General features: G+C 34.8%; 17 protein-coding genes and 4 pseudogenes. 9 read left to right on the top strand and 12 right to left on the bottom strand.

Translation table 11 applies throughout. The annotated features are described in order from the left end of the window. Positions 1–11: 11 nt before the first annotated feature. The 6 genes and pseudogenes from AAGD74_RS00665 to AAGD74_RS00640 all read right to left on the bottom strand — a co-directional run bounded on the left by AAGD74_RS00665 (position 12) and on the right by AAGD74_RS00640 (position 8430). Entirely contained in the window at positions 12–1394 is a 1383-nt protein-coding gene (locus AAGD74_RS00665; RefSeq protein ID WP_341810549.1) for an IS66-like element ISWen3 family transposase, read from the bottom strand. 148 nt (positions 1395–1542) lie between these two features. Continuing rightward, positions 1543–3087 (bottom strand): UDP-N-acetylmuramoyl-L-alanyl-D-glutamate--2,6-diaminopimelate ligase, encoded by a 1545-nt coding sequence (locus AAGD74_RS00660; RefSeq protein ID WP_236515210.1) that lies wholly within the window; start codon positions 3085–3087, stop codon positions 1543–1545. Next, positions 3062–4295 (bottom strand): annotated as a pseudogene (metC, locus tag AAGD74_RS00655) (cystathionine beta-lyase). The gene AAGD74_RS00660 and the pseudogene metC overlap by 26 nt, the downstream one beginning before the upstream one ends. A gap of 7 nt (positions 4296–4302) precedes the next feature. Next, on the bottom strand, positions 4303–4587 hold the full coding sequence (locus AAGD74_RS00650; RefSeq protein WP_077188332.1) for a BolA family protein: 285 nt from the start codon (positions 4585–4587) through the stop codon (positions 4303–4305). A gap of 70 nt (positions 4588–4657) precedes the next feature. Further along, on the bottom strand, positions 4658–6580 hold the full coding sequence (gene dnaK, locus AAGD74_RS00645; protein WP_077188333.1) for a molecular chaperone DnaK: 1923 nt from the start codon (positions 6578–6580) through the stop codon (positions 4658–4660). Positions 6581–6666: 86 nt separating this feature from the next. Further along, positions 6667–8430, bottom strand: coding sequence for an Rne/Rng family ribonuclease (locus AAGD74_RS00640; RefSeq protein WP_338482641.1), 1764 nt, complete (start codon positions 8428–8430; stop codon positions 6667–6669). A 149-nt stretch (positions 8431–8579) separates the two neighbouring features. Here AAGD74_RS00640 and rpmG point away from each other — a divergent pair, with 149 nt between their 5' ends. Together rpmG and AAGD74_RS00630 are read left to right on the top strand one after the other, a co-directional pair. Beyond that, positions 8580–8780 (top strand): 50S ribosomal protein L33, encoded by a 201-nt coding sequence (gene rpmG / locus AAGD74_RS00635; protein WP_006279743.1) that lies wholly within the window; start codon positions 8580–8582, stop codon positions 8778–8780. A 25-nt stretch (positions 8781–8805) separates the two neighbouring features. Then, complete coding sequence (locus tag AAGD74_RS00630; RefSeq protein WP_338482639.1) at positions 8806–9099, top strand: helix-turn-helix domain-containing protein; 294 nt, start codon at positions 8806–8808, stop codon at positions 9097–9099. A 38-nt stretch (positions 9100–9137) separates the two neighbouring features. On the opposite strand, the gene AAGD74_RS00625 is transcribed toward AAGD74_RS00630, so the two are convergent. Continuing rightward, on the bottom strand, positions 9138–10019 hold the full coding sequence (locus AAGD74_RS00625) for a zinc ABC transporter substrate-binding protein (protein ID WP_012673303.1): 882 nt from the start codon (positions 10017–10019) through the stop codon (positions 9138–9140). On the opposite strand from AAGD74_RS00625, the gene AAGD74_RS00620 reads away from it, so the two are divergent. Beyond that, positions 10011–10751 carry a metal ABC transporter ATP-binding protein gene (locus tag AAGD74_RS00620; RefSeq protein ID WP_006279528.1) on the top strand — a complete coding sequence of 247 codons (741 nt, stop codon included), beginning with the start codon at positions 10011–10013 and terminating at the stop codon, positions 10749–10751. The genes AAGD74_RS00625 and AAGD74_RS00620 overlap by 9 nt on opposite strands. Further along, positions 10748–12178 (top strand): 2-polyprenylphenol 6-hydroxylase, encoded by a 1431-nt coding sequence (gene ubiB / locus AAGD74_RS00615; protein ID WP_236514429.1) that lies wholly within the window; start codon positions 10748–10750, stop codon positions 12176–12178. Before AAGD74_RS00620 ends, ubiB begins: the two co-directional genes overlap by 4 nt. Before the next feature lie 416 nt (positions 12179–12594). On the opposite strand, the gene AAGD74_RS07225 is transcribed toward ubiB, so the two are convergent. The 4 genes and pseudogenes from AAGD74_RS07225 to AAGD74_RS00600 all read right to left on the bottom strand — a co-directional run. Continuing rightward, positions 12595–12906, bottom strand: coding sequence for a transposase (locus AAGD74_RS07225; protein WP_022626381.1), 312 nt, complete (start codon positions 12904–12906; stop codon positions 12595–12597). Between the two features lie 191 nt (positions 12907–13097). Then, the gene (locus AAGD74_RS00610; RefSeq protein WP_338482638.1) at positions 13098–13445 is read right to left on the bottom strand and encodes an IS630 transposase-related protein; all 348 of its coding nucleotides are present in this window, start codon (positions 13443–13445) and stop codon (positions 13098–13100) included. A gap of 177 nt (positions 13446–13622) precedes the next feature. After that, positions 13623–15131, bottom strand: a complete 1509-nt coding sequence (locus AAGD74_RS00605; RefSeq protein ID WP_341810661.1) for a hypothetical protein — start codon at positions 15129–15131, stop codon at positions 13623–13625. A 157-nt stretch (positions 15132–15288) separates the two neighbouring features. Next, a pseudogene (locus tag AAGD74_RS00600) lies at positions 15289–15696 on the bottom strand (IS4 family transposase); the annotation flags it as partial. 216 nt (positions 15697–15912) lie between these two features. Between AAGD74_RS00600 and AAGD74_RS00595 the strand changes: the two are divergent. Beyond that, positions 15913–16860: an IS110 family transposase gene (locus AAGD74_RS00595; protein WP_209472550.1), complete on the top strand. Its 948-nt coding sequence runs from the start codon at positions 15913–15915 to the stop codon at positions 16858–16860. 208 nt (positions 16861–17068) lie between these two features. Here AAGD74_RS00595 and AAGD74_RS00590 read toward each other — a convergent pair. Then, positions 17069–18049, bottom strand: a pseudogene (locus tag AAGD74_RS00590) (IS4 family transposase); the annotation flags it as partial. A gap of 141 nt (positions 18050–18190) precedes the next feature. On the opposite strand from AAGD74_RS00590, the gene AAGD74_RS00585 reads away from it, so the two are divergent. The 4 genes and pseudogenes from AAGD74_RS00585 to AAGD74_RS00570 all read left to right on the top strand — a co-directional run. Beyond that, complete coding sequence (locus tag AAGD74_RS00585) at positions 18191–18451, top strand: hypothetical protein (RefSeq protein ID WP_006279945.1); 261 nt, start codon at positions 18191–18193, stop codon at positions 18449–18451. A gap of 12 nt (positions 18452–18463) precedes the next feature. Then, a complete protein-coding gene (gene rpsO, locus AAGD74_RS00580) occupies positions 18464–18736 on the top strand; it encodes a 30S ribosomal protein S15 (RefSeq protein ID WP_006279944.1) in 273 nt (90 codons plus the stop codon). 14 nt (positions 18737–18750) lie between these two features. Beyond that, on the top strand, positions 18751–21024 hold the full coding sequence (pnp, locus tag AAGD74_RS00575) for a polyribonucleotide nucleotidyltransferase (protein ID WP_338976910.1): 2274 nt from the start codon (positions 18751–18753) through the stop codon (positions 21022–21024). 205 nt (positions 21025–21229) lie between these two features. Further along, positions 21230–21613 (top strand): annotated as a pseudogene (locus AAGD74_RS00570) (IS66 family transposase); the annotation flags it as partial. Between the last annotated feature and the right edge of the window lie 28 nt (positions 21614–21641).

Raw genomic sequence — 21641 nt, 5'->3', positions numbered from 1 at the left:
AGGAGAGTGGTTTAAGAAACAATAGATAGGAGATTTTGGAAAGGATTGAGACCCCTTTGTTTCCAAGTTAAGTATAATGAAATTATCCGCTCAAGGAATGTATTTCCCCGCTTTGATTGTGTAAAATATGAGTTTTTGCGATAAACGACATAATGCCGAATTTGCCGTTCAGCGTGGTTATTTGTCAGCGGAATATTTTCTGGGTCATCTAAAAATTTCCACATCATTCTTTCAGATCTCAGAACATTTTTTGCAACTCGAGAGGCTCCAATTGCTTCAGGTAAACGAGATATCTCCTTCAAGTAATACTTTGTACGTTTTCTTAATTTTCTGGCACGTCTGACAAACCTCAAAACATCTATCTCACTTTTTAGTAAAGCTTTTTTTAGTGCAAATAATTCAGTGGCCACGTTTCTCAAGTAACAACCCAGAACTTTAACTTCAATATTCCAACTATGTGCTAATCTTTCAAAATCTCTTGATAAATGTGCCCAACAGATTTGCCTGTTTTTATCGGCAAAATAATTGTATGCTGCATACCTGTCAGTTATTACCAAGCTATTGCGATTGCAGAATTTACTATTTTGTAAAACTTTCATTCCTCTTGACTCTGTAAATTTTACAAAACTTGCCGTATTGCTTGCAAACATCCAACACCAAGCGAGTTTACCTTTGTTATAATGGCTCGTTTCATCAATATGTAGAACTTTACTCCTACTTATCTCTTGTTCGATCTGCTCATACATTTTTTTGCATTTTGAAGCAACTCTATGTTCACTATTTGATATGCTACCGACGCTTATGTTCAAATTGAAGATATCATTTACGACACTCGCTATTTCGCGTTTTGAATTTTTGTAGAATCCGCTGAACGCTGCAATTATTGACTTAACCCTTGGACCAAATGTATCTGGCGTAACACCTTCCGGTAACTTGCTACTTCTTCTCTTTCCGCATCTCCGACAACGGCCATGTTCTAACTGATATTCCACTACATAAGGCTTGATTTCTGGAAGATCAACTTTCTGATGAATATATGGTTTTTCACGTATTGCAATTTCTCCTCCGCATTCGCAAGTATTAGGCAACTCTATCTTTACTACTTTATCTGCATCCATGTTGGCGCGAAAACTTCCTTTATGACCAACCTGACCGCCAATATTCCTTTCGCTTTTCGGCTTATTCTTTTTTATTTTATACAACTCTTTGGAACTTGGTATTGATGAATTTTTTGAGCTTAAACCGAGTCTTTCTCTTAACTCAGCATTTTCTATCTTTAAAGCCTTATTTTCTGCTTTTAAACTTTCATTCTCTTTTTCCAATCTTTCTATTTTTGCTTCTAACCTTTCTATTTTTTGCTGTAAATTTTTGCAAAGTTCTAAAAGGTTTACCATATTACTTCACTTTTGCTCTATGATTATCTTTTTAGATCACCTTGTCTACCTTATTCTGCCACTCCGCTGAACGGATACATGTCAAAACCTAACACTAAAATGGAAGAAACAGAGAGTTTTGTGCAGAAAGTTGGCCAGAATATATAGGTCAAGATGCAACTTTATTTTTAATAACCTCAACATCGCTAAATTCAAAAGTTTGGTTGCCTATAATTTGAAATTTCTCATTTCCCTTTCCTGCAACTAGCAGAATCATACCCTCGTTATAGGCAATATCTACGCCTTTCTCTATAGCTTCTCTCCTACCTCCTATCTCCAGTGCATCAGGGCAATGTAGCAAAATATCGTGGCGAATTTTTGCCGGATCTTCATCACGCGAATTATCATCTGTAATTATTACTTTATCTGCATACATTTGTGCTATTTTGCCCATTTCTGAACGTTTCGTCTGATCGCGATTTCCACCGCATCCAAAAACTAGAATTATTTTTTTGTTGATATGCCATTTTAAAGACAATAGGGCTTGTTTAAGCGCACTTGGAGTATGAGCGTAATCCACGAATGCAAAAGGTTTCACTTTTTCCATTCTTCCTGGTGGAGAAACGAGTTTTTCTACGCATATTTCTCTGTAATTTAATCCAGATATACCAATTGCACATAGCAGATTATATGCTTGAAATTTTCCTAAAACTGGGAAAAATGTATTGTAAATTTGGTTATCAATTTTTACTGTAAGATGTTGACCATTAGGGGTTGATGTTTGCTCTAATAAAGTAATATCAGAGCCTTTTTTTCCATAAGTCACAACTTTATTACTGCGTTTTTCAGCTATTTTAAGCAATGCGCCATATTCATCTATATCCGCATTTAAAATCGCTGTTTTTCCTTCTGGTAATACTTCGTAAAATAACCTTTTTTTAGTTTCTAAATATCCACCAAGACTTTTATGGTAATCTAAATGATCTTGCGAGAAATTAGTAAAAGCTGCAGCACTCAACTTTAATCCATGGATTCTGTATTGATCAATCCCATGACTTGATGATTCCAACACTAAGTGTTCTACACTTATACCACGCAATGTTGCGTAAAGGTCTTCTGCACCTGGAGTGGTAAGGCTGTTGCTATTACCTTTTCTGCCATTATTGATGCATGTTCCAAGTGTTCCAATAGACGCAGCATTATAGCCAGAGTTTTGCCAGATCTGGCGGCAAAATTCTACTACTGAAGTTTTACCATTTGTACCAGTTACAGCAGCAACATATTTGGGCTGTTTGAATTGATAAAACCTGCTGACTATTTCGCTGTATATTTCTTGAGGGTTTAGGTGTTCAAGCACTGCAAAACCCGGAGTATTTGTCATGCAAGTAGCTGACACTGGAATCCAGTTTTTATTATACAATTGCTTAGTGTGTTCATTTACAATTAAATTTTCTGGATCCAAGTAGTCAAGCACTGGGATGACATCTTTCTTGGCCCCTTGTATCACAACGTCTACACAGTTGTGTACGTAACACTGTGATTCAGTAGGAAGGATATGGATTCCAGTATCGCATGTTGCGTATTCTTTACTCCTTTCTGACACACAAACAAAAAGATAACCTTCCTTGACTCTCTTGGGGTTACATGTAACGCCCTTGATTTCAATATCAAAGTTAACATCAATAATGTTATGCAGTAATTCTCTCAGTTTCATCTGCCAGCTTTGATATTCAAACATGGCAGTCTTGCTAGTGCAGCATTTAAATCAGAGATCAAATCCTCAGAATCTTCTAGTCCACAAAATATCCGCATGAAACTTCCACCATAATCTGAATTCATTACAGATCTTGACATAGATCTACGATCTATTGGTAATATCAAACTGTCACACCCTCCCCAAGAAGCACCAATACTAAAAATTTTCATATGATCAACCATGCAGCTTAGTTCTTCACATGAATATTCTCTATCCAGTATTATACTAAATACGCTACTTGCTCCTTTGAAGTAACTTTTCCATAATTCGTGTTGAGGATGGGAGGGAAGTGCTGGATACAAAACTTTTTTGATTTTTGAATGTTTTTCTAGCCACTTTGCCACTTCCATTGCTGTATTTTGGTGCCTTGCCATACGTGCATGCAGTGTTCTTAGTCCCCTATGTGCAAGGTAGCAGTCGTGCGATTGAATGGTTACTCCATAATTTTTATAGCTCTCATAAAGCAATTTAAAAGTTTCACCTTCAGCAACCATAGCTCCCATCACTAAATCTGAGTGACCGGCTAGATACTTTGTCACCGCATATAGTGCAACATCAACTCCATAATCAAGCGGCTTAAATAACAAAGGAGTGGCCCATGAATTGTCACAAACGGTTACAATTCCACGTTCTTTAGCAACTTTTACTATATGCTCTATATTCGAAATCTCAAACGTTACAGAACCAGGAGTCTCGATCATTATCAATGAAGTATTACTCTGAATTAAATCAGTTATATCCTGTGTTGGATCATAAAAAGTTACTTCTGTTCCTCTTTTTGGTAGCTCATTTTCTGCAAACCTCCTAAGCCTATAATAACTATTATCTTGAATTAAAACGTGCGAGCCTGCTTTAGCGAAAGTTAGAATAGCAAAAGTAAGTGCAAATAGTCCGGAAGGATAAATAAGCGCTTGTCCACTCCCTTCAATTTCAGCCAGTGCATTTGAAAGATAATGAACAGTAGGAGTACCAACATTACTGTAGCTATAATCCCTTGCAACACCATCGTTGATTACATCGTATATACTTTCTCCATTTGCTGCATTTAAGTAGTCCTTGTAAGTAGGGAATAATATGGTAGAAGAATGATAAACTGGCGGGTTCATGGAACCTTTATAGTCATTAAATTTTCTTCCTGCTTTAACTAATATAGACTCTTCCTTCACATTTTTATTATTTATTTTTTAAATTGTACTCATCTTGCGTATACAAGTGAAGAGAAATTGCATGTATTAGCTCTATCTCACCCTTCAATAACTCATAAATCAACTTGTGTCTTTTTAGAACGCTCATTCCAATAAAGCCGTCAGATATTAATATTAATTTAATGTGCGAAGGTAATGTTGAAGATGAAGCAAAATAATGATCAGCATGCTTTGCTGATTCATCGATAATGTTGATATCAATTACATCTATCGAATCGCGTATCTTTTCTTCTATTGTTTTAATAATATCCATAATGGTTTCTTTAAGCAACAATATGCTCTTCTTGTCATCCCAGTATCAGCTACTTGGATGACAATCGCAATTACTTATTCTCTTCTTTATTATCTATGTCTTGATAATCAGAATCTACTACTTTTTCCTCTTTATCATTTGGATTTCCTTCTGATGAAAAGCCATTTTCAGCACTATTTTGTTGAGATGCTTGATACATAGCTTCTCCAAGTTTCATAGATAATTGAGAAAGATTAGTGACTTTCTGCTGTATTGAATCAGCGTCATCAATGTTATCAGATTTACTAACTTCTTTTAATTCGTTAACTGCATTTTCAATAGCAGATCTATCTTCTGGTGAAACTTTATCACCATACTCTGTCAGAGACTTTTCTGTAGAATGGACTAAGCTATCCGCTTGATTCTTCACTTCAATAAACTTTTTGCGCTTTTCATCTTCTTGCGCTTTTTCTTCAGCTTCTTTTACCATGCGATTTATTTCATCATCAGATAAACCACCTGAAGATTGAATGCGTATTTTTTGCTCTTTTCCAGTAGCTTTATCTTTTGCAGAAACGTGTGCTATTCCATTTGCATCTATATCAAATGTCACTTCAATTTGTGGCCTTCCGCGCGGAGCAGGAGGTATCCCTTCCAAACTAAACTGACCGAGTAGCTTATTATCAACTGCCAGTTTTCTTTCACCCTGATGCACCTTAATTGTAACAGCTGTTTGGTTATCTTCTGCAGTTGAAAACACCTGAGATTTTTTAGTAGGAATTGTAGTATTACGCTCAATAAGTGGAGTGAATACTCCTCCTAGAGTTTCAATACCAAGAGAAAGTGGGGTCACATCAAGTAGTAACACATCTCTTACATCACCTTGAATGATCCCCGCCTGTATTGCAGCTCCAATTGCTACAACTTCATCAGGGTTAACTCCTCTATGTGGATCTTTGCCAAAGAATTCTTTAACTTTCTCTATGACTTTTGGCATACGAGTCATGCCACCAACAAGAACCACTTCGCCAATTTGACTAGCAGATAAACCAGCATCCTCAAGAGCTTTTTTACAAGGAGCCATAGTTCTTTCGATTAAATCATTCACTAAGCTTTCAAGTTTTGCTCTCGTTAATTTCATATTTAAGTGTTTTGGACCACTTGCATCAGCTGTAATAAACGGTAGATTTATTTCCGTTTCCATTGCACTTGATAATTCAATTTTCGCTTTTTCAGCAGCTTCTTTGATTCTTTGCATAGCCATTGGATCATTTTTCAAATCAATGCCATTACTTTTCTTGAATTCATCTAGTAAATAACTCACTACTCCATTATCAAAGTCTTCACCTCCAAGATGGGTATCACCGTTTGTTGCTTTCACTTCGAAAACTCCATCACCTATTTCAAGTATTGAAACGTCAAATGTACCACCACCAAGGTCATATACTACTATTGTGTGCCCATGTTTCTTATCAAGACCATAAGCAAGTGCTGCAGCAGTCGGTTCATTTACTATTCTGAGTACATTTAATCCGGCAATTTTTCCTGCATCTTTTGTTGCTTGACGTTGAGAGTCGTTGAAGTATGCTGGCACTGTTATCACAGCATCTTTTACTTCCTCTCCAAGATAAGCTTCTGCTGCCTCTTTCATGTTTTGTAGTATAAATGCACCAATTTGACTAGGAGAATATTCTTTATTATCAGTTGTTTTAACCCATGCATCACCACTTTTTGCTGCAAATACTTTGTATGGTACACTTAGATTTTTCATCTCAGGATCACTATATTGACGGCCTATTAATCTCTTAGTAGCAAAAAAGGTATTACTTGCATTGGTGGTTGCTTGCCTTTTTGCTGGAGCACCAATCAACCTTTCTCCTGAAGAAGTAAATGCAACTATAGATGGAGTAGTTCTTGCTCCTTCTTTATTCTCTATTACCTTTGTATCTTTGCCCTGCATTATTGCAACACAAGAATTTGTTGTTCCGAGATCTATGCCTATTGCTCTTCCCATAATGAGTACCCCATTGTAAATATTATCTGATATAAGAATATATAAGTATAGGGCTCATTAATTACAAGCCCAATTTAGGTTTCTAATTAGTTATTAGAACTTAAAAGGCGCGAAAGCCACTTAGTCAGCCAAAAATTGCCTCGTAGTTTATTTGAATTATCAGCTTCTTCATTGCTGCTATCCCCAATTTGGTATCCAGAGTTCTGTAATGGCTTATAACCGTTTAAATTAACATCATCTCCTTGTTTTAAAATAAATGTATTTACATCTAAACTGTTATCAATACTAACGTTCAATGTAATATTAAACTCTTTTTCGATTGTAGAAACTGTATTGCGTTTGTTATTAAAAATGTGCGCTATAACTGCACTGTGTGCTACTAAATCAAAAGACTTATTTCGATTCTTGTTAGCAATATGTTGTAAGTCCCTTAGTATTGATGAAACAATTACTTCGTTTGATTTTATTCTTCCAGTACCTTTGCAGTGTAAACATTCTGTAGTATTAATTTCTTGTATGTTTGGTTTAATTCTTTGTCTTGAAAATACCATTAAACCAAAGTCATTTATGTAGCTAAATTGAACTTTAGCTTTATCGTCTTTAAACGCTTGCTTTATAGCAGACTCAACAGCTCTGCAATACTGATATTTCAACATATCAATAAAATCGACTACTATTAATCCTGATAGGCCCCTAAGATTCACCTGTCTTGATATTTCAGGTACTGCTTCCATGTTGGTTCTATAAGCTGTTTCTTCTATGCTATCTTCTCCTGTCATCTTTCCTGAATTTACGTCTATTGAAACAAACGCCTCAGTTAAAGTTATTATCAAAGACCCACCAGATGGCAATTCTACTCTATTGCTATATAACTCAGAAATTTGATCTTCGATTCCGTAGTAAGTAAAGATCGGAGCATAACCTCTATACAATCTATAGCGCAACTTACTACCTTTTAGTGCATTGTTAGCATATTGCTTAACTGCTTCAAAAGATTCCTTTCCAGACACTATAACTTCTATACCATCGCTACAAAAATCACGAACAGATCTCATAATTACATCTGCTTCGTTGTAAATTAATGATGGAGCATTTACAGAGAAGGCATTTTTTTGAATGCTCTGCCATAATGAGGATAAGTAATTGTAATCTTGCTCAATTTCTTTCTTACTTTTTCCTGAACCAACAGTTCTTACTATTAAACCTGATCTTTTTGGCAAGTTTATTAAATTTAGTATATCCTTTAACTGCTTTCTGACATTAGCATCTTCAATTCTGCGGGACACTCCACCTTTGCTCATGGAATTTGGCATGAAAACACAGTATCTACCCACTAAAGTTATGTATGTTGTAAATGAAGCTCCTTTATTGCCTCGTTCCTCTTTAGTTAGCTGAACCAATATTTTTTGATTTACTGAAATAACATCTTGTAATTTGTATTTTTTATATAAAGGTACCTCTCTTACAAAACCACTACCTGATTCGTTGACATTCTTACTAGCTGCAGAATCTGAAGAAACATTTGCTGAGGCTTCTTCTATACAATCGTCATTTGAGTAGCCCTCAAAGATAGTTTCCTTTTCTTTTTCTGGAATGTTGAAGTAATCTAGAGATATCTCGGAAAAAGACAAAAAACCTTGCTTATTTTTTCCATATTCAATAAATACGGCTTGCAAAGAAGGCTCTATACGCTTTATATAAGCAACGTATATATTACCTCTTAATTGTTTTTTTTCCTTGAATTCTTGTTCAAATTCTACAACCTTGTTATTAATTGACAAGGCAACTCTTACCTCATTAGAACAGATAGAATTTTCTATCAATAATACCCTTTTACCACTATTTATCACTTATTTACCGTTTGCTTTTTATTCTGAAGTTAACTTTATGCTACTTAATGCACTGTTGATTGTCAAGGATTTTGCAATCTGCATTATTCGATTGACTTTTAGTATTTTGCGTAATAAACTCGCATAGAATTTATTATATCATTATAAGTATGGCGAAAAAAAATGCTTCTTTGCTTGTTAAGTTAGTCAGCACTGCAATCAAGACAACAAGAGCTGGTGAAGAAAAATCAACAGGCTATTTTTATGTAAAAAAGCGTAATCCAAAAAAGCTCACCAGAAAACTGGAGTTTAGAAAGTATGACCCAGTAGTCAGAAGGCATGTGCTATTTAAAGAAGAAAAATTGAAGTAGTTTTTTTATAGGAAAGTTTATTATTATGCAAAATTTACAATTAAGTTATCCTGTGATAATAGAGTTGGACAATGTAAAGGATACAAAACTGAAATTAATAAAGGTCATTGCACAATTAATAGGTAAGAGATACACAACACAGAAAAAAGCAGCAAACGCTCTAAAGATTGATCAGCCTAAAGTATCTCAAATCAATAGGTCAAAAATCGAAGGGTTCTCCTTAGAATACTTGCTTAACTTATTGATTGTATTGGGCCAAGACATAAACGTAAGAATAAAGCATAATTCTAAACCTGCACAATATGTAAAGGACAAATAAATGCAGAACAATAAAACAGTAAGCTAAAAGGGAACTTATTACTCAACAAAACAAGACTTAAAATTTTGTGCAATGTTATTGATTATAGCTAGATATGCATCTTTTCCAGGCTCTATGTCTGATCCAATAGGATCAAGAACTACCATTTTTGCGTCATTAGAAAGAGCATTAGGCTTTATGCTGTCTTCCTGTGAATGAGCAAATATACATTTAACGTTTTCTTCCTTCATTATCTTTTTTAGCTTCATTAAACTCCTCATACCTATGTAAGAATCCTCTTCTATGGAAAGAATGGCGCTTGGGTGATTTAAACCAAAATATTTTTCAAAATATTGATAAGCATCGTGAGTGACGATATATTTTTGATTTTTAAAATCATTCAGTTCTTTCATGATTTCTTTTACTTCTTGGTCTATTTTTTTTATAGCTTTTGTTGCATTAGAGTTGTATCGATGGGAATTTTCTTTATCTATGTTAGACAATGTTGCACTTACAGAAAGTATCATGCTCTTTGCATTTTCGGGACTCAGCCAAATGTGTAAATCTTTTTCATCTTTAATGTGAGTAATTTTTCTAGAAAATGAATGTGGCCGAGTAGGAAGTAGGTTGATTGCCTTTGACAATTGCACTAGTTCTTTATTATTTTTGGCGAAAGTTTGAACAAACGTCTCTAAGTTATCGTCAACATAAAATATAACGTCACTTGATTCTAAATTACTCGCATCAGATGGCTTTAATATATAATTATGCGCAGATGTTGCATAGCCAAGCAATTCCGGTTCTAAAATCCCTTCTGTAATAGAAGCTACAAGTGAGTGGATAGGTTTGATTGTAGCTACAACTTTTAAATTGGATGAAAAGGCGATATTATAGTATAGTGTAAATGAAAGTAATAGAAAAAAAGTCAGTAAATGTCTCATATAAACGTTGAGAAGAAGTTAAATTTTGTCAATAAATTGAATAATGTCAATAATCGTGTTCTAAAAATAGAAAATCTTGCTCTCACATATGATGGTAAAAGAATCCTTGACAATATCAATATGTTCATGGAAAGAGGAGACATAATTACAATACTTGGTCCAAATGGTGGAGGTAAAACCTCTTTAGTGAAAGCAATTGCTGGCATAAATAAAAGCTGTACCGGTAATATCGTATTTGCTGACAACATAAAAATTGGCTATATGCCGCAAAATTTTAGTATTAGTAATTTGATGCCAATAACAGTTGAATATTTCCTTTTAAATAGCTCCTTGAAAAGACTAAAGAAAAATCAATCCATTATTACAGAAACGATAGAGTTGGTTGGTATCGGTAACATTTTGAAGAATCAAGTGTTAGAAATTTCTGCAGGGCAAACACAATTATTGCTACTTGCACGTTGTTTAATTGCAGAGCCTGACTTGATCATTCTAGATGAACCAGTTAGTGCAATGGATATTAACGCGCGGGCTAAATTTTATGATATTATAAATAAAATAGCAAAAAAACGATTGGTATCGATTCTTATGACTTCTCATGATCTTAACTCTGCTCTACCATCCTCAGATTACATAATTTGTATAAATAATACTATCTATTGCCAAGGCAAGCCTGATGAGATTATGAAAAATAGAACCCTAAATGAAATATTTAGCAGTTACGCAGCGAAATGATTCAAAATATTTTGCGTCTTCTGCACATAACTACGGTGCTGACGCGTTACAATATATTACCTTATTTACTTCCACCATCAAAAAAATCAATAAATAAAATACAAGGCCACAAGCTAAAGTGTGCTCTTGAAAAATTAGGTCCGGTGTTCATTAAGTTTGGGCAGTCTATCTCATCACGTACTGATGTTTTAAATGAAGATATAACAAATAACTTGTTATTGATATGTGATAGATTGCCATCATTTTCACATAAAATAGCAGTTAAAACTATAGAAAGTGAGTTTAATTGTAAATTGAGCGACATTTTTTCAAGCTTTTCTGAAAAGCCAATTGCAGCAGCATCGATTTCTCAGGTGCATAGAGCGGTTACAACTGAGGGTAAGGAAGTTGCTGTGAAGGTTTTAAGGCCAAATATTGAGAAAACATTCTCAAGAGATATAAAAATGCTTTCTTGGCTTGCAGAAATTGCAGAAAAATTTAGCGAACAATCAAAAAGGCTGAGGCCAATTGAATTAGTTAAAACTTTTGCTGAAATTTGCCGATTAGAGTTAGATCTACGTTTTGAAGCTGCTCACTCTTCGGAACTAAAGAAAAACACAAAAAATGACAGAGGTTTTTATGTACCTGAAATAGATTGGAATAGAACTGCAAAAAAGGTTTTAACATTAGAATGGATAGAAGCAACGCCAATATACGAAGTTGAAAAACTGAATAATCATAAGCAAATAGCTATCAATCTTATAGAATCGTTTTGTAATCAGGTATACAGGGATTGTTTTTTTCATGCTGATATGCATCCTGGAAATCTAATGGTTGATAGTAATAACAATATTATTGCTCTGGATTGTGGAATCATGGGTAGAATAGATCGTGAGACATGCTATTACGTTATAGAGATACTCAAAGGCTTTTTAAATCGGGATTATGATCACGTTGCAAAAATGCACTTTAAAGCTGGTTACGTTTCATCACAGCATAGAAATTTTGTCACAGCTTGCAGGGCAATAGGTGAACCCATTATTGGGCAGCCTATACAGAAGATTTCATTTGCTAGTTTACTTGCTCAGCTATTAAAAATAACTGGTGATTTTGATATGAAAGTTCAAACACAATTGTTATTGCTGCAGAAAACTATGATTTTACTGGAAGGGACATGTAGAAAGATCTACCCAGAAATCAATATGTGGAAAGTAGTTGAAGCGTGGATAAGCAGTCAACATGAAAGTAAAATAGGGTATAGGGAAAAAATTAGAAGTTCTTATCCTGTAAAAACAATCCAAGGGATATTTAGCCTTATAGAAAAATTAAACCTAATAGCTGATAAAAAATTAGAAAACATCCAAATTAAAAATAAATCAAATGGAAAAGTCTATTTTTTATTGTGGTTTGTAATTATAATTCTAATCGTTAAACTTTTAATTTCTTAAACTATGGGAAAAAACTGCGTCAAATCCAATTTTTATTCAACTTAATTTTTAATCTGCAGGAGCCGAGTTGAGAATGTCCAATTTTCCACTTTCTTTATGTATCTGTTCAGCAGAGTGGCAAAATAAGGTAGACGAGAAAAGACAACTATAGGAACAAATGGGTGTCATGCCAGTGCGTGACACTGGCCTCTTGTTTCAATGTTAAACAAAATACCATAGAATTCAAAAAGACAATTCCTAGAAAATTTCTACATCTAAAAAAGGCATAAGTTATGTTAATGCTGTTTGAATGAGATGATATAAAGATAAGTCAAATTTTTACAAAGAAAACATTTCAAGCAGCAAGACACCTTTGATTGAAAGAGAGCACCAAATTTATGGGGTGAGTAACTGTGCTATTTCAACTATAGTATTTTCTAAAACGAATGATAAACGTCTAAAATGGTATTACCAACTAAAAGGTGTAAGTCTGTACATTGATGCATTAGAGGTCTGAGGCAACTTTTGATGGTGTGCCAACAATGCTCTATCGGATTTAGATCAGGTGAATATGTTGGAAGATAAAGCAAATGACAGCCAAAAGACTCTATTAATGACTTTGTTTTGGGAGTTTTATGGAATGTAGCATTATCCATAACTATGGTTGTATCACGCTGTAATTGTGGAAGTAATCTTCGCTCTAACCATACATTAAATATATCTTTATTACACCCTCCTGTGAAGGTCATTGGTGCAATAAACTTCTCATCCACCTATTATACTCACTCTTTCCCGCTTTTTTCCTGGAACATCAGCATATATTTTTTCTCCTCTTGGAGCTCGTGCATATTCTCGGTATAGTCTATTATCAACTCCTGCTTCATCTATATATAAAATGCTACAGTGGTCTATTTTTGAGACTTTATCGATAAATTGCTGCCTATCTTCTTGATTGCGCTCTTGATAGAATGTGACTTTTTTTAAAGGTTATTTTTAGCTGTCTTAATCTATAACAAATTGCACTTATCCCAAAGCCAAGGTTTTGTTTCATTTCTGCTAGTGTGTGATCTGGGTGTTTTTTGACATATTCTTTGAGTATTTCTGGATCTATTTTTCGAATAAAACCAGTACTTTTTACCGCTTTGAGACCTTGGCCAGTAGCTTTCTTTTTTAGCCATCTATATAGTGTTGCTATCCCTATCTCAAAAACCTCTGCAACTTCAACCTTTGACTTTCCTTTTTCTACCAAAGACACTGCTTTTTCCCTTAAATCTACACTATATACCATCGCTTTCCCTACTTTAAAAAAACATATTATACCTTTATCATTCGCTTTCGAAAATACTATAGTTAGCGGAATGACGGTTTTTCAAATTGTCGGTAAATCTAAGTCAGTTTAGCTATAATTTCCTAAATTTGCTCACAATCTCTTGACTTGACACATATGTTTTTTTCCCAAATGTTACTATCTTCCTCCTTTTCCTTTCTCAATTTGTGCAACCATTTCCTTTACATTTGCATGCGTGAGAAGGGAATTTTTGCTGACATGAGATTTTGGATCAGATTTTGCTGTTACGTGTTTCGTTGCAGATCTTTTATTCTCTGTTAGAAATGAATGAGATTGTTTTTTCTTCACACCGATATCCGCTTGTGCTGCTGGAGTGGTTTTGCTTTCAGCAAGCTGTACATTAGCATTTCCTTTTGCTTGATTTTGCTCAAATTTTTCTTTTAATGCCTTTACTTTACTGCCCATCTCGCGATTAGCTCCTCCTTTCATAGTAGCTGCTGCTACTTTTGGTATCGCCTTACCAGCAGCTTTTTGTGCTGATTTCCTATTGTCTTGATTTTCAGATTTTAGTGGTACTCTTTCAGCTGATTTTTTAAGAATTACTCCTACTACTTTTGGCTCTGTGCTTACTTTTTGATTAGCACGGCTTAGATTTTTAGGCTTTGGCGGTACTGCAGGTTTATCTTTGATTACCACTTTCGATTCTTGTCTAACTTCTTGACCAGTAGTAAACATTTTTTTTGGCACTTGCGGTGGTTTTGGTGGTACGAGGGATTGAGGTTGTTGTTTCTGCTTACGTTCTCTTTTTGCTTCTATATGTTCTTTAGGAACTGTTGCATAAATTGGCTCTTCTTTGGGCGATTTTGAACTCTGCGAATTTTCTATTAAAATTTTACTCTTCTTCTCTTGATAATTTGATATCTCTTTGTATACAGACTCTTCATTTAATGAACTTCCATAGCCTGAATCCTCAGAAGGATTTTCCTTAGCATCAGGCATACTAAAACTATTAGCTCCTTTTAGTAAAGAAGATGTAGACTTTGCCTTGCTTTCTCCATCTGAGGATATTTCTGATTTAAAGCGTACCTTCCTCGAATCTGGAGCAGCCGGAGGTGCTGTTGTTGGTCGCTTTATTTGCCTCATGCGATTACCACCTAATTTTTCTTTCGGCTGTTCTTCTTTTCGCAGCTCAAAAGTACCTTCCTTTTGCTTTCTACCTTCCAAACTCACTTCGTGTGATCTATCTTTTCCTTGACTCTTTTCACTTTGTTCTAAATTTAAAGAATCTTTTAAAATATTATTTTTTCTGAAATCTTTTTCTAATTGTTCCAAGAGATCAATTTTTTTTAAAATTCTTGTATACTTAGCTGCTGTTTCTAAAGTGAAACTTGACAACTCATCATTTATAAAATTACTTATACTACTGTTCTTGGTTGGAAAATTTTTTCCCAAAATTCTATTCATTAATGTTTTAAAAAGACCTAATGGCTGTTCTACATAATTGTTCAAGTCAGTATATATAACAAACTCAGCTATACCTTTTGCCTCACCTGTAAAACCTTCTAATGCATGAGATAAATCCCTTAACGTTTTGTTATATTGTTTCTCTGCATTTCCTAGCTTTACAGCTTTGATCAGAGAATCGAGATTTTTTTTATAGTTCTCACTTTTAAATGGATTATTCATACTAATTACAGCTCATTATTTATTAAAATATAGATCTAAAATATTAAGATCTAGTAAATGTTACTTTTGTAATTCATGTAGAACTATAGCTATAATAAGTAAGATTTCCCTACGTCATACCGCCGCGGTATCTCCAGATACCGCTAACAACTTACTATTACCAACAAATATGAGGTTCGTGAGCAAGTCGCCATCCTTCTGCTAAATCAAAGAGACGTTTATATCCTTTCCAAAGAGTAATTGGTCCTGGTTTTGGGTCGCTTTTTCTTGCTAAATGACCTCCAAGTTCACGAAACGGCTTCTTTTATAGTAGGGGCTATATTTGGACATGGTTTCCTGTGTATTTTAACATATAAAACTTTCCATTCTTCCTCAGCTAATAAGGCAGTACATGGTAATGTTGGGTTAGTTCTTGCAATTGATGTAATAAAGAAAATTCTCCAAGCAATAATCCTCATGACTGTTAAATACCTCATTAATCTTTCTGCTGTTCCAAGTCTACATTCCTCAACTTTGAGACCGGATTTAAAATTTTATGTAATATATCTATTTTCCATCTAAGGCAATTGTAAGTTAAAAACGTGATATAAAAGAGATAAGAGAGAAAGATAACCCTGCTCACTAGGAATAGCGGGCGTGCGCGACCGAAAGGAAATTGGTATTACAACCGTTGGTATCAAGGTACGCTAGCCCTATCTCTCGATACGTTTGAATAGTTGCTTGGGACATATATATGCACCCGTTTACAATCTTAAATTAACTAAAACTATCGAGGTTTATTATGGTTACATCTTATCAAAATTTTATTGGCATTGACATCGGAAAATTTAAAAATGTCGTTGCAATTCACAAACAGAAGAATGCTGTCGAATTTGATAATAATGCTTCTGGTTGGCAACAATTATTTCAAGAGTTTTCAGATATTCTACCTAATGCTTTAGTGACTTTAGAAAATACAGGGAAATATGAGCTTGGCTTATCACATTTTCTTACCGACAAAAATATTGCCGTGCATCGAGCTAATACTCGTAAAGTAAAAAGCTTTATTTTATCTCACGGAACTTTAGCAAAGTCTGATAGATCAGATGCAAGAGCTCTTGCTCAATATGGATTTGAACGCCATAGAACTATCTCTCTATTTGTACCTACCTCTACAGAACAATCAACTTTGGCTGCACTTTGTCAACGTCGTGATGATATTACGCAAATGAGAACTCAAGAAAAATGCAGACTTGAAGCACCGGAAAATGATCATATAAAAGAAAGCTGTCAAAAGACCATTGAGTTTTTCGATAGTCAAATAAACGAACTCAATGATACTATACAAAAGATTATTGATGAAAGCCGCGAATTACAACAACGCCAAAAAATTCTTAAAACAGTTCCTGGAATAGGTAAAAAGTTATCACAAGATTTTTTGTGTTTAATGCCAGAGCTTGGTTACTTAAATAGAAAAGAAGTAGCAAGTCTTGCCGGAGTTGCACCGCATCCAAAAGAAAGTGGTAAAGCTGTTGGTTACCGAAGGATTACAGGTGGTAGAAGTAACGTTCGTTCAAAGCTGTTTACAGCCGCTATGGCTGCTACAAGGTCAAAATCTATACTTGGCGCCTTTTATTCTAAGCTTGTTGAAAGTGGTAAGAAGAAGATGGTGGCTATAACAGCCCTAATGCGTAAAATTATAGTAATTGCTAATACAAGACTTAAAGAAGCAATTAATTTGCATACTTAAAAATCTTCACAACGGTAACTGAAATTGGCTAATGAATATGTGCGTCCACACAGACTTAAAGCACATATTCATTAGCTTAAGCAGAAATTGCTGTGGTAGCTGTTTGATATAAAATTCTATTTCTATGACAAACGGGTTTTTATTGCCCATATAATTTGCAAAATTACACAAATAAAAAAATTTTTAAAAAACATAGTTGATATCAACTAATTTTTTCAACAGCTTCATCGAAAGTATTAACTGAAAGATTCGTTAATAGCATCCATTCTAGCGGTTTTTTTTTAAGGGAAGGGGAGTTTTCTCAACAACATAAACTGCATAAAGTGGTAATTTAGGTAGTTCTTCCGTCTTATGCCTAATATTATTCTTAGATGGATTCATCATAAACTTTCCAAATCTAACTTCCAAACGTGCTGTTCTTTTTGGCTTATTATCTTTTACAGGAACTTCAACTTCTACCGTACCTGCACAATGAGAGGATTTAATAAATGCCCATAACTTCTGCTCACCTTTTTCAGGATATCGAGATTTTCTATTTACTGCTCTATCTCTGCATGCTCTAACTAGCACTGCCGAATTAAGACTATGTGCAAGCTCAAAAAAGTCATATATATCTGCTTCTCTATCGCATACAGTTATAGTCTCAGTTTGAGTTGGATCAATAATATTATTTGTTTTTCTTAAAGTTTCCAACCACTTTACGCTTTCTTTATCTTCAATGCGATCGCTCTTTTTTTTAAGGTTCTCATTTTCTTCAGGTCTTGAATAAACTTTTTGATCTAGTATCCCTAGTACCAAACCTTCTATACTAACGGCAAGATCTGTATGCATTATAATACCTTTTGCAGTATCATAACTGGACAAATTTGCTAATCCGCTTGTTTTTTATGGTTATTATATACAATGTAACTGGTATCTTGAATGACAAGAACCCTCTTGTGAGCTTTTGTTCTCTCAACTGTTTTATCAATGTGTGAAGCTAGAATATCGACTTCTTTTACGTTCTCATTTAAAAAAAACGATATGCTGCTTTTGCTTCTGACCAACTTCCGCATGCCTCATTAATTGAGCTTTCAGGTAAACTTATCAAACTGTCAGCAATATTTACTAATCGGTCAGTTAATCTTTTATCTCCAAGTACAGCATCTCCAAATTCATTTTTAGCCCATTCATTACTCTCGTTTGCCATTTTTATACCCTCAATATTTGCAAACTCTAATATTGTAATACTTTATTTATAAGTACATTTATATTTGTGGGTAATAGTAAGGAATGACACCGTCTTGGATGGAAACCAGTGTCAGCTACTTTCATGACAGAGGGGGGTGGGATGACAGAAGATGATGGAGTGACAGGGAGTAATACAAAAAGTTTCGTCATCCCCATTGAATCGGCTTTAAAATCGATGTTCAAAGTTGAAATTTCCCTAGAAGATGCGGGAAAAATCAGAAAAGGTCAGGAAGTTGTATTAAATAACTTGCGTAATTTAAAGAATCATGATATTTGTTGTGCGGTGGTGGGTAGTGTACCTATTGCAATCTGCAGTTTTATTTATGGTTGTGTGAAACCTATTCGTGTTTTTAATATTTAAAATGAGGTTTAGATGTCGATAACATCCGAAAAGAAAAAGAGTTTGATAAATATATATGCAATTAAAGAAGATGATACAGGCTCATCTTTTGTACAATGTGCAATTTTGACCGAGAGGATCAGTAACTTAACTGAGCATTTTAAAGTGCACAAGCATGACCATCACTCTAAGCGTGGTTTACTTATATTGATAGGTAGAAGACGCAAGCACTTAAATTATATAAAGCGTAAATTTGGTAATGAAGCCTATCAGGAATTAATAGAGAAGTTAGGCATTAGAAAATAATCGAGGAATTTAATATGTTTAAAATTATAAAAAAATCTATAGAGTGGGGTGGTCGTCCCTTATCTTTAGAAACAGGAAAAATAGCACGCCAAGCTCATGGTTCAGTAGTTGTAAATTACGGTGATACTTCTGTTTTAGTAACTGTTGTACGTAAAAAGAAGGAAGAAAGCGTTGATTTCCTACCTTTAAATGTGCAGTTTATCGCAAAAAGCTATGCCATGGGTAAGATCCCTGGCGGGTTTTTTAAAAGAGAAGGCAAGCCATCTGATAGAGAAACTTTAATCTCAAGAGTAATAGATAGAAGTATAAGACCACTATTCCCAGAAGGATTTCATGATGAAATTAGTGTGGTGTGCAATCTATTAACTTATGATACAGTCAATCCTCCTGAAGTGCCAGCATTGATTGGTGCTGTTGCAGCTCTTGCAATTTCTGGTGTTCCCTTTCACTTTACTATAGCTGGAGTGATGGTTGGTTGTGATGAAAATAATAACTATATACTCAACCCTTCTGTTCAAGAGATGAAAGCAAGCAGCTTGGATCTGTTTTTGTCTGGTGATGAAAATTCAATTTTAATGGTTGAATCAGAAGTGAAAGAGCTCTCTGAAGAAAATGTTTTTAATGCAATAAAATTTGGCCATGAACACCTTAAGCCTGTCATTAAGCTCATAAAAGAGTTTGCTGATACAATTGGCAATAAACCTGAGAGCTTTGCCCCTATTGATGCATCAGATATAACACAAAAGCTCGAAAAATACGGTAAAGATTTTGAAAAAGCATATTCGCAAACAGTAAAACAAGAGCGAGTTCAAGCTCTAGAAGCGATCAGAGAGAATATATTGAATACTCTTAAAGAAACTGGAAAAGACGAAAAGTTAATTACGTATGCAGTAAAAAACTTTGAAAGATCTTTAGTACGTGAAATAATTAGGAAGAAAAGTGTAAGGATAGACGGTCGTAAGCATGATGAGATACGTCAGATAGAAGTTGAAGTTGATATTCTGTCCAAAACTCACGGTTCTGCACTATTTACAAGAGGCAATACTCAGGCACTGGTTGTTACTGCTCTTGGCACCACTCAAGATGAGCAAATTGTGGATGATATTGAAGGGGATAGACGTGAGCATTTCATGTTGCATTATAACTTTCCCTCATTTGCTGTTGGAGAAACTTCTGCTGCGCGTGCACCAGGAAGAAGAGAAATCGGTCATGGCAAACTTGCTTGGAAAGCAATTCATCCTGTTTTACCCGATAAGTCTGAATTTCCTTATACAATAAGAGTAGTGTCCGAAATTTTGGAGTCTGATGGTTCTTCTTCTATGGCAACAGTTTGTGGGACTTCTCTTGCTTTAATGGATACGGGTGTGCCAATAAAGGCCCCTGTTGCTGGAATTGCTATGGGTCTCATCAAAGATAAAGACGAGTATGTAATACTTTCCGATATACTTGGTGATGAAGATTATCTTGGTGATATGGACTTTAAAGTAGCAGGAACTAGTGAAGGGGTTACGGCGCTACAAATGGACATGAAAATTTCTGGTATAAGCTTTGAAATTGTTGAAAAATCTTTAGAACAGGCAAAAGCTGGAAGATTACATATTTTAGAAAAAATGAATGCAGTGATTTCAGAACACAGTGATGATGTCAAAGACCATGCACCAAGGATGTTATCATTTTACATAGATAAAGACAAAATTTCTGCTGCTATAGGTTCTAAGGGGAAAAATATACGCAGTGTGTGTGAAAGAAGTAATGCAAAAATTGAAATAGGAGATGATGGTAAAGTTTCTGTTTTTGCTACGAGTGGCACTGAAGCTGAAATTGCAAAGAGTATGATGATTGATTCAATAACAGAACTAGAACAAGGTTCTATAGTTGATGTCAAGGTTGTAAGAATAGAGAAGTCTATTGTAGAGCTTGAATTTCTTAATGGCAGAAAAGGAAAAATGCACATAAGTGAAGTAGCTAATGAACATATAGATTCTATAGAGAGCGTACTTAAACAAGATGATACTTTCAAAGCACTAGTAATTGACTTCGAAAAAGGTGGGTGTCCAAAGTTGTCAAGACGTCGGGTTGATCAAGAGACGGGAGAGTTTTTTGAAGGTGAGCTTTACAACGAGGAAAGGAAAGATGGTCCAAATGACAGGGATAATTATTACAATAATTCATTTAGTAGAAAACCTGGAGGAAGTCACCATAAGAGGCCTCCTCGTCCTCGTTCTGGTTTCAGCAATAGAAATAGGCCGAAATTTGGTAATAATGATTCATCATCAGGTTTTTATTAAGAGTAAACTTCTTGCGTTACCTCTCGTCATTCCAGTGCTTAACACTGGAATGACACCCTTTCTGGTGAAGGTTGTTCTCAAATCACAATGTTAGTACAATTGTGGTGTTAGCTATAGCTAACCCAAGGTATCCGTTCAGCGGAGTGGTAGAATAAGGTAGACAAAGTGATCTAAAAAGATAATCATAGAGCAAAAGTGAGGTAATGTGGTAAACCTTTTAGAACTTTGCAAAAATTTACAGCAAAAAATAGAAAAACTGAAAGCAGAGATAGAAAACTTAAAAGCAGAAAATAAAGCTTTAAAGATAGAGAACGCTGAATTAAAGGAAAGGCTTGGTTTAAACTCGAAAAATTCATCTCTACCGAGCTCTAAAGAATTGTACAAAACAAAAAAGGACAAGCCAAAAAGCGAAAGGAATGTTGGCGATCAGGTTGGGCATAAAGGAAATTTTCATGCTACAATGGAAGCGGATAAAGTAGTAAAAATAGAGTTGCCTAATATTTGCGAATGCGGAGGAGAGCTTGTAATATGCGAAAAACCTTATGTTCACCAAAAAGTTGATCTTCCGGAAATTAGGCCTTATGTAGTATAGCATTTCTCATAATAGTCCGAACAGG

It is taken from the genome of Wolbachia endosymbiont (group A) of Campoletis raptor (assembly GCF_964026755.1).
In the GTDB taxonomy this organism is placed as follows: domain Bacteria; phylum Pseudomonadota; class Alphaproteobacteria; order Rickettsiales; family Anaplasmataceae; genus Wolbachia; species Wolbachia pipientis.
The sequence above is the reverse complement of the archived record's forward strand: the minus strand, read 5'-3'. Positions and strand labels throughout refer to the sequence as shown.

Bases quoted from the DNA above. Each gene is read 5' to 3' on its own strand.
- AAGD74_RS00665 (WP_341810549.1), bottom strand. From the start codon at position 1,394: ATGGTAAACCTTTTAGAACTTTGCAAAAATTTACAGCAAAAAATAGAA.
- AAGD74_RS00660 (WP_236515210.1), bottom strand. From the start codon at position 3,087: ATGAAACTGAGAGAATTACTGCATAACATTATTGATGTTAACTTTGAT.
- AAGD74_RS00650 (WP_077188332.1), bottom strand. From the start codon at position 4,587: ATGGATATTATTAAAACAATAGAAGAAAAGATACGCGATTCGATAGAT.
- dnaK (WP_077188333.1), bottom strand. From the start codon at position 6,580: ATGGGAAGAGCAATAGGCATAGATCTCGGAACAACAAATTCTTGTGTT.
- rpmG (WP_006279743.1), top strand. From the start codon at position 8,580: ATGGCGAAAAAAAATGCTTCTTTGCTTGTTAAGTTAGTCAGCACTGCA.
- AAGD74_RS00630 (WP_338482639.1), top strand. From the start codon at position 8,806: ATGCAAAATTTACAATTAAGTTATCCTGTGATAATAGAGTTGGACAAT.
- AAGD74_RS00620 (WP_006279528.1), top strand. From the start codon at position 10,011: ATGTCTCATATAAACGTTGAGAAGAAGTTAAATTTTGTCAATAAATTG.
- AAGD74_RS00625 (WP_012673303.1), bottom strand. From the start codon at position 10,019: ATGAGACATTTACTGACTTTTTTTCTATTACTTTCATTTACACTATAC.
- ubiB (WP_236514429.1), top strand. From the start codon at position 10,748: ATGATTCAAAATATTTTGCGTCTTCTGCACATAACTACGGTGCTGACG.
- AAGD74_RS07225 (WP_022626381.1), bottom strand. From the start codon at position 12,906: ATGACCTTCACAGGAGGGTGTAATAAAGATATATTTAATGTATGGTTA.
- AAGD74_RS00610 (WP_338482638.1), bottom strand. From the start codon at position 13,445: ATGGTATATAGTGTAGATTTAAGGGAAAAAGCAGTGTCTTTGGTAGAA.
- AAGD74_RS00605 (WP_341810661.1), bottom strand. From the start codon at position 15,131: ATGAATAATCCATTTAAAAGTGAGAACTATAAAAAAAATCTCGATTCT.
- AAGD74_RS00595 (WP_209472550.1), top strand. From the start codon at position 15,913: ATGGTTACATCTTATCAAAATTTTATTGGCATTGACATCGGAAAATTT.
- AAGD74_RS00585 (WP_006279945.1), top strand. From the start codon at position 18,191: ATGACAGAAGATGATGGAGTGACAGGGAGTAATACAAAAAGTTTCGTC.
- rpsO (WP_006279944.1), top strand. From the start codon at position 18,464: ATGTCGATAACATCCGAAAAGAAAAAGAGTTTGATAAATATATATGCA.
- pnp (WP_338976910.1), top strand. From the start codon at position 18,751: ATGTTTAAAATTATAAAAAAATCTATAGAGTGGGGTGGTCGTCCCTTA.